The sequence below is a fragment of the Actinoalloteichus caeruleus genome (genome assembly GCF_049311605.1).
GTDB classification, from domain to species: Bacteria; Actinomycetota; Actinomycetes; order Mycobacteriales; family Pseudonocardiaceae; genus Actinoalloteichus_B; species Actinoalloteichus_B caeruleus.
Genome location: NZ_CP186005.1, coordinates 898,317 through 910,172, shown reverse-complemented (window position 1 = coordinate 910,172; position 11,856 = coordinate 898,317). Strand labels below are relative to the sequence as shown.

Genomic DNA, 11,856 nt, shown 5'->3' with positions numbered 1-11,856 from the left:
GTCCCGTCGGGCCAGGCGGTGGGAAGGGGCGACGACGGCCCGGCCGGTAGCACGCCGTCGGCGGGACGCCGCCGGGATGGCACGGAACGCCGGCAGGGGTGACGCCGGCACCAGGGGGCAGCCCTCCTCGTCCGCCGCCACACCGGTCGGCCGTTCAGCGCGCCAGCAGGGCGCGCAGCGCGTGGACGACCTCGCCGGGCGACTCCTCGGCCATGAAGTGCCCGGCGGACACCGTCGAGTGGGCGAGGTCGGGGGCCCACCGCCGCCACACCTCGCCGGCGTCGTAGCCGAGCGCGGCGCCCCAGTCCTGCTGGAGGACGGTGACGGGCATCCGCAGCTGGTTGCCGGCCAGCCGGTCCGCCTCGTCGTGCTCGATGTCGACGGTGGCCGAGGCCCGGTAGTCGGCGACGATGGAGGGAACCGCCTCCCGGGAGGCCCGCAGGTAGGCGGCCCGCACCTCCGCCGGGACGGCGTCCGGGTCCTGGCCCCACACGTCGAGGAAGTGGCCGAAGAAGGCGTCCGGCGCCGCCCCGATCAGGGCCTCCGGGAGCCCGGGCGGCTGGGCCATCAGGTAGAGGTGGAATCCGACGGCGGCGCTGACCCCACGCAGCACGTCCCAGGTGTCGAGGGTGGGGACGACGTCCAGCGCCGCCAGGTGGGTGACGGCGTCGGGGTGGTCGAGTCCCGCGCGGAACGCCACCAGCGCCCCCCGGTCGTGGCCGGCCAGCGCGAAGCGTTCGTGCCCGAACGCGCGCGCGAGGGTGACGACGTCCTCGGCCATGCGTCGCTTCGCGTAGGTGGTCCCGTCCGTGTCGGCGGGCTTGTCGCTGGCCCCGTAGCCCCGCAGGTCGGGGCAGAGGACGGTGTGGTCGGTGGCCAGGTCGGCGGCCACGTGCCGCCACATGAGGTGGGTCTGGGGGAAGCCGTGGAGGAGGACGACCGGGCTCCCGGTGCCCGCCACGGCGACGTTCAACTCCACTCCCCCTGCGACGGGGACCCGCTGGTAGTCGAATCCGGTGATGCGGACGTCGCTGTTCATCTCGTGCCTTCCGCTCGGGTGCGGCGTCCGGGTGACGCCGATGCCCCGAGCGTGTGCCGAGGCGATGAGCACCACGTCAGCGTTGGGTCAGCGCGGGATGAGCGTGGCCCGCGCGGCCATGCGCCACCGCGCTGGTCTCGGCGGCTGGGTGAGAACGAGCCGGCCCACCCGGCGGGGTCTGGCGCCGAATTCGGGTGCCGGATCCGAGGACGCCTGGGCTACGTGCTCTCCCCCCGCCGGGGAACTCCCCCAGAACGAGGTCGACGTCCTCCGCCGGCTCCAGCGCGAGGGCCGGGTGGTGGCCATCGGGCCCCGCCCGAGACAGCGGCCGGGTGCCCGCTCGGCGGCGCGGTGGTCAGGGCCAGCCGACTCCCGCCCACGGGCCGGCGCACCGGTCCGGCGTCGGCGGCACCGATCACGCGTCCCTCGATGGTGGAGGTGGCGCGCGTGGCCGCCGGTGCTCCCGGCCGGACCGCGACGGTGCTCGTCGACCATGCGGCGGCGGAGAACGACTTCCTCGGGGTCACCACACCCCGGCTGCTGTGCCGCCGCGGCGCGGTTACAGTGCCGGACCGGTGGCTGCGGAGAGGATGTCGGTGACCTCGTCGGTGTGGTTCTCGGTGCTCGGTCCGCTGGCGGCCGGGAACGCGGGAGGACCGCTGGCCCTGCCCGGCCCCCGGCACCGCGCGGTGTTGGCCAGGCTGCTGGTGGCGCGGGGTCGCGTCGTTCCGGTGGACCGCCTGGTCGATGACCTGTGGGATCCCGCGCCCGCCGGTGCCGTGGGAGCGTTGCGGACCTTCGTCTCGGCGTTGCGCCGCGTGCTGGAACCCGACCGGCCTCCTCGGGCCCCGGCCCGGCTGCTGGTCACCTCCCCTCCCGGGTACGCGCTGCGGGTGGACCCCGACGCGGTGGACGCGCGACGGTTCGAGGCGGCCGTCGCCGACTCCGGTGAACTGCTCGCCTCCGGTCGGCCCGCTTCGGCCCTCGCGCTGCTCGACGAGGCGCTCGGGTGGTGGCGCGGTCCGGCGTACGCGGGGTTCGAGGAGTACCCGTGGGCGCGGGCGGAGATCAACCGCCTCGACGAGTCACGGCTGGTGGCGGTGGAGCGCAGGGCCGCCGCCCTGCTCGCCGGGGGCCGGGGGCCGGAGGCGGTGCCCGACCTGGAGGCGCAGGTGGTCGGGCACCCGTGGCGGGAGGAGGGGTGGCGGCTCCTGGCGCTGGCCCTGTACCGGGGCGGGAGGCAGGGCGACGCCTTGTCCGCCCTGCGCCGCGCGCGCCGGGTGCTGGCCGAGGAGCTGGGAGTGGATCCGGGGCCGGAGTTGCGCCGGCTGGAGGCGGACGTGTTGGCGCAGGCCGAGCACCTGCTGCCGGCGGAGCGGCCGTGGGAGCGTGACACCGGCGGTTCCGACCCGGGCGGCCCCTCCTCGACAGGACGGGAGAGCCCGGTGGCACCGGCGGCGGGACCCGTCGAGCCCCTCGGTACCGATCGGGCCGGGGGGCGGTCGGGTGCCTCGACGCCGAACCGGCGCGGGCGGGCGGCCGCCGCCTCCTCAGGCCCGGCGGCGGCCGACTCGGCGCTGGGCGGCCCCGGCGGTGGTGGCCTGCCCGGTCCGCACGCGTGCCCCCGCCTGGTCGGGCGGGCGGGTGAACTGGCGGCCGTGGATGGCGCTGCGGCGGAGGCGGTCGCACGGGGCGGCCTGGTCCTCGCGCTGATCACCGGGGAGGCGGGCGGAGGCAAGACCGCCCTCGCGGAGGCCCTGGCCGCCGCGGTCGCGGGGCGGGGGTGGCTGGTGGCCTGGGGAGCGAACCCGGAGGAGACGGGCACGGCGGAGGACTGGGCATGGGAGCAGGTCCTGAACGCCCTGGTCGCGACGGGTCTCGGCACCGCGCCCACCAGGGGCGGGGCGGCAGCCGGTGACGCGGTGGCCGCCCGGTTCCGGTGGCATCGGGAGGTGGCGCGGTTCCTGGCGGAGACGGCGGCGCACGGGCCGCTGCTGGTGGTGCTGGACGACCTCCACCATGCGGGTGAGGAAACCCTCCGCCTGCTCTCCACGCTGGTGACCGGAGGAGTCACCGGGCCCGTGCTGGTGGTGGGCACCTACCGGACGACGGACCCACCGCCGCCCCTGACGAGGTTCCTGGGGCAGGTGGCGCGAGCCGAACCGGTCCGGGTGGCGCTGGGCGGGCTGGACCGGGACGAGGTGTCGGGGTTGATGGGCTCGATCACCGGGCGCCCTGTCGACGCCGCGACGGCGGCGGCGGTGCGCGGACGCACGGGCGGCAACCCGTTCTTCGTCCGTGAACTGGCCCGCCTGCTCCTGGCGGAGGGGACGGAGGCGTTGGCCGAGGTCCCACCCGGGGTGCGGGACGTGGTGCGCTACCGGGTCACCCGGCTGCCCGCGTCGGCGGCGTCGGTGCTCTCGTGGGCCGCCGTCATCGGGACCGAGTTCGACGTGGCGGTCCTGGTGGCGGTGGTCGGGGCCGAACAACGGGTGTTGGACGCCCTCGACCTCGCGACGGGCGCCGGGTTCCTGGTCGAGGGCGGCGCCGGTCGGGTGAGGTTCGCGCACGCCCTGGTGCGCGACGCGGTGTACGAGGAGCTGTCGGGGCCGCGACGCGCTCGCGCGCACGGCGCCGTCGCCGACGTCGTGGAACGGCTGCGGCCGTGGGAGGTGACGACGATCGCGCACCACCTCGTGCTGACGGGTGACCGGGAGCGGGCGGACCAGGTGGTCCGGTACGCGCGGATCGCCGCGACGGACGCGGCGGCCCGGTTCGCCTCGGAGGAGGCGGCCCGGTGGTGGCGGCACGCCCTGGACTCGCACGACTCAGCGGTCCGTCTCCGGGGGGCCTCGGCGGAGGACGAGGCCGCCCAGGAACGGCTCGACCTCGTCCTGGGGCTCGTGCGGGCGCTCGCGGTCGCCGGCGATCTCGCCGGGGCGCGTTCCTGCCGGTCGGAGGCGCTCGACCTGGCGGAACGGCTGGGGGACGACCAGGTGGTGCGGGCGCTGACCGCCTTCGACGTGCCGGCGGTGTGGACGACGAGCGACGACCAGCGGCTGGCCCGGCGAATCGCGGACCTTGTCGACAGGGTGGTGGTCCGCCTGCCGGTCGACCGGGTGGTCGACCGCGCCAGGCTGCTGGCCACGCTGGCCCTGGAACTCCGGGGCGGCCGGGACAGCCGCCCTCTGGCGGCCGCCGAGGAGGCGGAACGCCTGGCGAGGGAGTCGGGGGATCCGGCCGTGGTGGCCCTGGCGCTGAACGCGCGCTTCATGCAGACCTTCTGGCGTTCCGGCCTGGCGGACCAGCGGGCCGCGCTCGGCGGGGAACTGGCGCTGCTGGCCCGGGACCACTCGTTGGTGACCTTCGAGATCCTCGGGGAACTCGTGTCGCTCCAGGCACGCTCCGCGTTGGGGGATTTCACCGCCGCCGACCGCCACGCGACCGAGGCGGACCGGCTGGGCCGGGAGTACCAGTCGCCGCTGGTCGGCGTCCTCACGGACTGGTACCGGGCGATGCGCACCTCCGTCTCGGGCCGGGAGGCAGCCGGGGCCGCCGCCTACCGGTCGGCGGCGGCGCGGCTGGCTGGGACGGGCATGTTCGGGCTCGAGCGGGGTCTGCGCGAGTTCGCGTCGTTCTGCCACCAACTCCGGTGGGATCCACCGGCCTCCGCCGGCGGGGAGGTCCGGGTGGCGGCGGCGGGCGGCGACGCGGACGACTACGAACCCTGGTGCCGCCCGCTGCGTCTCCTGGCCGCCGGGCGGATCGCCGAGGCGCGGGAGGCCGCGTGCCTCGTGCCGGAGTCGCCTCACGACCTGTTCCTTGAGGCCCGGTTGTGCCTGCGGGCGGTGTCGGCGTCGCTGCTGGCGGACCGGGAGACCTCGGACCGGCTGTACGAGGAACTGTCGCCGGCCGAGGCGGAGATCGCCGGGGCGGGCAGTGGCCTGGTGGCGCTGCGCCCGGTGGCCCACCACCTCGGCGACCTGGCGTGGACCCTGGGGCGTCCCGGCGCGGCGGTCGAGCACTACGACCGGGCGCGTGCCCTCGCCGAGGGGGTGGGCGCCCCGCACTGGGCGCGGGCCGCCGAGCAGGCGCGGGCGGCGGTCCGGAGCCGGTCGAGCCGTGGGTGAGACCAGCCCCCGGGGCTTGCGCGCGGACGTGGTCGCCGGCTCGGCTCCCCGGGCCGGAACCGAGGTCGGACCGCGCCGGGTCGAGCCCTGCCGGGTGTCGGCCGTGCCCGGCGGGGCGAGCCGGGTCGGGGGCGGATCATCCGTCTGGCGGAGATGCCGGGGCCGGGGGCACCGGCGAAACGCGGGTTTTCGGCCACGGTTCCCCCGCACGGGCGGGAAGGTCGCCCGCCCGGGGGTGGGGCGGGGCCTAGATTGCTCCGGAAGAGCGCCCGCAGTGGGCCCCACCGGTTTCCGTGGGGGCGGGGCAGGCGTCGGAGTTCGACCCGAGCGCCCCGTCCGTTCTCCCTCCACGGACGAGTAGGACCAGAGGAACATGTCCGTCTTTTCCCAACCCGGGTCGGTGACCCGTGTCGTTGCCGCGATGGCGTGCCGAGGCGTGCGGAGGTCGACGCGGTGACCGACCCCGAGAACACTCCCCCGTCGCCCCGGCCCGAGAGTTCGTCGGCCACCCCGCCACCGTCCTCCGAGGACCGCGAGGCGCACCCCACCCCCGGCCCCGACCAGCCCCCCGGCGAGACCGGGGGAACGCCGTGGTCCGGGTCGCCGATGCCCGGCGCCGTCCCGCCACCGCCGGAGGCGGCCGCCGCGCACGGTCACGCGTTCCCACCGCCGGGCGGGGACCAGCCCCAGGCCGGGACCGGGTGGCAGCCGGTGCCCCCGCCGCCGGCGCCGGGGCCCTGGGCGCCCGGCTACCCCGCGCCCCAGCCGCCCCGTCCGCGTCGGACCGGTCTGCTCGCCGCGCTGGTCGCGGTTCCCGTCGTCGTGCTGGGCATCGTGCTGACCGTGGTGTTGACCCGAGGCGGGGACGAACCGTCCGGGTCCCCGGCAGCCGCCGGCACCGAGGTGGAGGACGGGGAGGGCGTCGACGGCGCGGTGCCGGTCGGCGAAGCCCAGGAGCCGAGGTGGCACGTTCCCGTCGCCTCGGAGGACCCGTTCGCGCACGGGCTGCTGGGCTCCTGGGTGACGGGGACGACGGCGGTCCGCGCGGAGGCCGGTTCCGTGATCGGCTACGACCTGGCCAGCGGGGATGTCCGCTGGGAGCTGCCGTCCTCCGGCGACGAGCGGTACTGCGGGTTGAGCGCGGAGACCCACGAGAACGGCATCGTCGTGTCGCACGGCGTCGGGCACGTCTGCGACCAGCTCTCGATGGTCGACCTGGACAGCGGGGAGACGCGCTGGCAGGTCGCACCGGAGGCCGACGAGGCGGACCCCGGCGCGGTGCTGCGGCCCGTGGTGGCCAACGGTGTCGCCCTGACCTCCGTCGTCCCCGAACGGCTCACCGCGCACGACGCGGGTACGGGTGAGATCCGGTGGGAGGTCGAACTGCCGAACCCGATCGCGGCCGATGCCGAGGCCAGGCCCTGCCGTGCCACCGAGGCCGCCCCGGCCGAGGGGTTCCTCGTCGTCAGCGGGCACTGCGCCCCCGAACGGTTCGCCTTCGGCGAGGCGCAGCGCTTCGTCGCCAGGGTCGCGCCGGAGACCGGGGCGGTCGTCTGGCAGACGGTGGTCCCCGGGGACGTCATCGAGGAGGGCACGACCGGCTCGGTGCGGTTGCTCTCCGCGAACCCCCCGGTGATCGGGCTCGTCGTGCGGGGTGAGGAGTCGGGGCCGATCGCGGTCTTCGACCCGGAGAACGGCACGCTCACCCATGACCTGGTGGTGGACGGCCTTCCGATCGGGGTGGACCCCGAACCGGAACAGGGCGCGGCGCCGCCGGTGCCGACCTGGTCCGACGGGAGCGGGCTGGTGCTCAGGTCCGCCGTGGGGGAGTGCGAGGAGACGCTGACCAGGGTGGACCTGAACTCCGGTTCGATCGCCTGGGAGACGGACGAGACCACCTGTGGTCAGCTGCCGGTCGCAGTGGAGGGCGAGGAGCCGTTGCTGGTGTCGGTGGGTTCCTCGAACGGTGCGCCGACCCTGGCGACGGTGGCGCTGGCCGACGGCCAGGTGCGGCACCTGGGCGCGCTCGGGGGTGACCCGGAGTCGGTGTGGCTGCCGCTGACGGGCCGCGCGCACCGGAACGGGGACAGCGTCGTCGTCTTCCCGGTCGACTCGTCGATGACGAGGACCGCCGTGCTCGCGTTCGACGCGCCCTGAGCCCGGATCGGTTCGCGGAGGCCGTGGGTGCCCGGCGGCCGGCCTCCGCGAACCGTCTCGTCCTGGGTCCGCGTGCTCCCAAGGACGCCGTCGGCCGAGCGCCCCGAGCGCTGGCCTCAGAGCCCACCCCCTGGCTCGGGGACGCGGCGGAGCCCCACCCGCGTCACCGTTGGTGACGTTCCTCGTCGGAGCAGGCTCCGCCGAAACCACCCCATCGGGTCCGCCCCTGGGGCTAGAGTCCGGTCGGCATCGGCACGGCGGGTGACCGCTCGCGCCGGATACGTGGTCGAGCCGGGACGGTGGGGGGAGTTCCCCGACCCGGCCGAAGGACAACGACGGGGGCACCAGGAACGGATGGACACCACACCTCGGCCGGCGCGCGGCGCGTCGGCGACCAGCACCGCCGCGTCAGGGGACAGCCGGAGGGGGAGACGGTGAGCGGCGGTGGCGACCAGCCGGGTCCGGGCCCCTGGCAGGGCGGCGGCCAACCGAACCCGTGGCAGGGCGGCGGCCAACCCGGCCCCTGGCAGGGCGGAGCCAACCCCCAGGGCTGGGCGGGAGCGCCCCCGGGCTCCGGCGGGCAGGCACCGCCCCCCTGGAACCACGGGCAGCCCGCCGGGCCGCCGCCCCGGAAGCCCCGGCGACGAGGCCTGGTCATCGCGCTCGTCACGGTGCCAGCCGTCGTCCTGGCCGGTGTGGCCGCCGTCGTCCTGACCCGGGGCGGCAGCGAGGACCCCCCGGCGCCCGATCCCGCCGCGGGCGGTGTGGCCTCGGAACCTCCAGGTGCGCCGACGGAGCCGCTGTGGGCGGCACCGGCTCCCGTCACCCAGCCCTACGAGAACGACCTGCTCGGCAGCTGGGTCACCGAGAGCACCGCCGTGCGGGCGGAGTACTGGACGATGGTCGGCCACGACCTGGGCACCGGCGAACCGACGTGGGAACGGCCGGCTCCGGAGGGCAGCTCGTACTGCGCCGTCAGCGCCGAGACGCACGAGAACCGGGTGTTCGTCGTGCACGGCGAGGCTGGCGAGCTGTGCAACCTGCTGTCCTCGGTGGACCTCGACACGGGAGAGACGGTGTGGGAGGTCGAACAACACCCTGCGCAGCCCGACGAGATCGGTCTCCGTCGACCGGCCGTCACCAGCGGTGTGGTGTTGGCCGACTACGACGGAGGGAGGATGCGCGCCTTCTCCGCCGACTCGGGCGAGGAGCTGTGGGACCTGATGCGGATGCCCAACCCCGTCGCGGACCCGGAACAGCCGGCCCGGTGCTCGGTGTACGGCTTCACCCCGGCCCCGGACAGCTTCTACGTGCACGGCGACTGCCGACCGAGGAACCTGACCTTGGGCGATGACCACCGGTACGTGGCCCGGATCGACGCGGCGACCGGGGAGGTGCGGTGGCAGACCCTCGTCCCGGAGTCGGTGATCCCGCTGGGGGAGCCCACCGGCACCGAGCTGTTGTCCACCGATCCGCCGGTCCTCGGGCACTTCCCCCTGAACTCGACGGCCAGCCCGGTGGTGGTGTTCGACCCCGACGACGGGAGCATCACGCACGACCTCGTGCTGGAAGGTCCACCGCCGGCGCTCGGGCAGAGCCCGCTGCGAGGGGACGCCCCGCCGCACACGGTCCTGACCACTCCGGACAGCCTGCTGCTGCGCATCGTCACGCCCGGCGGCGGCTGCGAGCACAACCTGACCCGCATCGACGTGACGACCGGCGCCGTGGCGTGGGAGGGCGTCGCCACCAGCTGCGAACACGTGCTCCTCGGCGTCGAGGACGGGGAGGCCCTGGTGATCTCCAACGGGGGTTCCGCCGGCGAGGAAGCCACGCTGATCGCCGTCGCGCTGGCGGACGGTTCGACCAGGGAGATCGGCCCGCTGGCCGCCGACCCGGGCAGCACCGGGCGGGCCCTGTCCGGCCGGACCCACCGACACGGCGACAGCATCATCGTGTTCCCGGACTTCATGCTGGGCACGGAGACCGGCGTACTGGCCGTCGCCGCACCGTGACAGGGGGAGCGGTCGTGGGGCCCGGCTGACCTCGCCGTTCCCGGTAGCCCCGGCCTCCTCCACCGCGACAGCTCGCCGGGGCCGCCGTGGCCGGCCCTCCTCCCCTGCCGCCCCCACCCGAGGACTCGACCAGGGCGGCAGCCCGCCGGATGACGACGTGGGTCCTCCCCCGGATCGACCCACCGTCCGCCCTGCGGCCTCCTCCCGGCTCCCTCCGGGCTCGCGCCGCGCGTCCGGAGGGGTCAGGGCGGGCGTGGGTCGTCGTCACCTCGTCCGACCGGTCCCAACCGTCGATGGGGAGGCGGGCCCAGCCCGCCACTCAGCCCGGCTAGTTCGACGGTTGCCGGTAGCGTCCGCCGTCCGCCTCGAAGCGGGGAGGCGGTTCGGCGGGGAGGTCGACGAGGACGACGGCCGGATCCGACGGGTCCGTGGTGACCAGGACCGCGCTGCCCAGGCGGGGGACCTGGTCGGGTGTGGTCACCAGGTGGGCGCGGATCGTCCGGGAGGGTTGGGCGCCGGGGACCTCCACGGTGGCGGCGAAACGTGGGTTGCCGCCCGACCACTCCCGGTGGAACTCGACGGCGGTGAGCACCCCGGGTTCGGATCGGCCCCACTCGCGGAGGGCCCGGATGGTCCGCTGGCGGGTCCGCACGTAGCGGAGTCGGCGTCGCGCTCGGAGCGCGGACACTCCGGCGAGGAGGAGGCACAGGGCGCCGAGGGCGCCCGGCAGCGCACCGAGCACCACGTCGAACGGGGCGCCGTCGGCGGGAGGCCAGGGGCCGAGCAGCAGCGCTGAGGTACCGACGCCGGCGGCGGCACAGCCCGCCAGGGCGGGCACCTCGGCGATCCGCAGCGCGGTGGCGCGCTGCCCGTAGATCCGGTGGGCGGCGTCGTAGGTGATCTCGGTGACCACCGCGGCCAGGAACACCAGGAGGACACAGGGAAGCGCCCACCACCACGGGACGTGCCCTGCTCCGAGCAGTTGGCTGAGGAGGGGCATCAGGGCCAGTGGCCACAGCAGGGCGGCGGTGGTGGCCCAGCCGAGGATCTCCCTCGGCAGGTGGTCCGGGACCGGAACGGGGGTCTCGGCCACGATGTCGTCGCCGCGCTCCGCCACCGAGAACACGGGCCAGGGCGTCGGTCCGTCTCCGGGCAGCGGGTGGGTCGAGGGGGTCGGTCGTGCACTCATGGGGGCCTCCGACGAAGAACGACCTGCCCGGCCGACGCTAGCGACTCCGCGCCGCTCCCGAGGCAGCCTCACCAGAATCGGTGCCCTCTGCGCCGGGGCAGCACGCGCCGAACCGCGGGGGTGGGGCAGGTGCCGCGCGGAGCGGTGGCGGCCGCGTTCCGGGCCACCGGGCCACCGGGCCAGGCGGGCCGGAGCGGGCGGGGCCCTCAGAGCTCGCTGGCGGGGGCGGCGGCTCCGCAGGACTCCCGGACCTCCAGGGTGGGCCAGAGCTGGACGCGGTGCACCGGTCGCCGGTCGCCCTCGGCCGCCCTGCCCAGGGCCAGTTCGACCGCGAGCTGACCGAGGCGGTGCTTCTGCGGGCGCACGGCGGTGAGCGGGGGGTCGGAGGCGGCGGCGACCTCGTCGTCGTAGGAGACGACCGCGAGGCGCCCCGGCACGTCGATGCCCAGGTCCCTGGCCCGTTCGACCATGCCGATCGCCTCCCGGTCCGCGTGGACGAGCATCGCCCGCACCCCCCGCTCCGCGCAGTGGAGCAGGACCTCGTCGTAGACGGGTGGCCAGCCGGGCGTCCCGTAGCTGGGCACCTCGATGTCCAGGTCGGTGTCGTGGGGGAGGCCGAGTTCGGCGGTGGTGGCCGCCCACCCGGCGCGCAGCGCGGTGCTGGTGGGGCTGGTCCGGGAGGTGACCAGGGCGACGGCCCGGTGCCCCAGGGCGGTCAGGTGGCGCACCCCGAGGCCCGCGCCGAGGGCGTGCGCGGTGGTGGCCGCGTCGAGCGCGAGGGTCGACAGCTCCGGCGGCGGTAACCGCTCCATCAGGACCACGGGCACCGGCAGGCTCCCCAGCCAGCGGAGCAGGTCGAGGCCGGCGTCCCCGTGGACCACGGGGGCGGCGAGGACGACGCGGACGCCGTGGTCGACCAGCGCGCTGATCTGCCGGCGGTCCTCGGTCGGGTCGTAGCTGGACACGCGCATGACCAGTCTGCTCCCGGCCGAGGCCACGGCCGCCTGGGCGCCCTGCACGACGTGCGGCCAGTAGTACTCGACGGAGGGCACCACCATCCCGACCAGGGTTCTGCCGGACGCCCCGCCGAGGGCTGGGCGGGGTGCGGTGGGGGTGCGGTTCGGCCGGTGCGGGCGGGTGATCCCGCCGTGGACGCGTTGCACGAGACCTCGGTCCGCCAGGGCCGTGACGTCCCGGCGCACGGTGACCGCCGTGACCCCCATCCGTTCGGCGAGATCGGCCAGCCGGACGGTCCCGTGCCGCTGCACCAGGGCGAGGATCAGCTCCTGCCGCTGTGAGGCCAGCATCGTGGTCCTCCTCCGCGTGGGT

The 11,856-nt window shown here is 75.9% G+C and carries 6 protein-coding genes; 3 read left to right on the top strand and 3 right to left on the bottom strand.

Annotated features, from left to right (window positions below; translation table 11 throughout):
• Window positions 1–154 precede the first annotated feature (154 nt).
• Complete coding sequence (locus ACOJVX_RS04060; protein WP_418154316.1) at window positions 155–1,039, bottom strand: alpha/beta fold hydrolase; 885 nt, start codon at window positions 1,037–1,039, stop codon at window positions 155–157.
• Between the two features lie 590 nt (window positions 1,040–1,629).
• On the opposite strand from ACOJVX_RS04060, the gene ACOJVX_RS04055 reads away from it, so the two are divergent.
• The 3 genes from ACOJVX_RS04055 (at window position 1,630) to ACOJVX_RS04045 (ending at window position 9,338) form a co-directional block, all read left to right on the top strand.
• Window positions 1,630–5,169 carry a BTAD domain-containing putative transcriptional regulator gene (locus ACOJVX_RS04055; RefSeq protein ID WP_422647568.1) on the top strand — a complete coding sequence of 1,180 codons (3,540 nt, stop codon included), beginning with the start codon at window positions 1,630–1,632 and terminating at the stop codon, window positions 5,167–5,169.
• Window positions 5,170–5,622: 453 nt separating this feature from the next.
• Complete coding sequence (locus ACOJVX_RS04050; protein ID WP_422647263.1) at window positions 5,623–7,326, top strand: PQQ-binding-like beta-propeller repeat protein; 1,704 nt, start codon at window positions 5,623–5,625, stop codon at window positions 7,324–7,326.
• Between the two features lie 434 nt (window positions 7,327–7,760).
• Complete coding sequence (locus tag ACOJVX_RS04045) at window positions 7,761–9,338, top strand: PQQ-binding-like beta-propeller repeat protein (protein WP_422647262.1); 1,578 nt, start codon at window positions 7,761–7,763, stop codon at window positions 9,336–9,338.
• A 328-nt stretch (window positions 9,339–9,666) separates the two neighbouring features.
• On the opposite strand, the gene ACOJVX_RS04040 is transcribed toward ACOJVX_RS04045, so the two are convergent.
• Complete coding sequence (locus tag ACOJVX_RS04040) at window positions 9,667–10,527, bottom strand: hypothetical protein (RefSeq protein WP_155886011.1); 861 nt, start codon at window positions 10,525–10,527, stop codon at window positions 9,667–9,669.
• A gap of 206 nt (window positions 10,528–10,733) precedes the next feature.
• Window positions 10,734–11,834 (bottom strand): substrate-binding domain-containing protein, encoded by a 1,101-nt coding sequence (locus tag ACOJVX_RS04035; protein WP_016699885.1) that lies wholly within the window; start codon window positions 11,832–11,834, stop codon window positions 10,734–10,736.
• Window positions 11,835–11,856 lie beyond the last annotated feature (22 nt).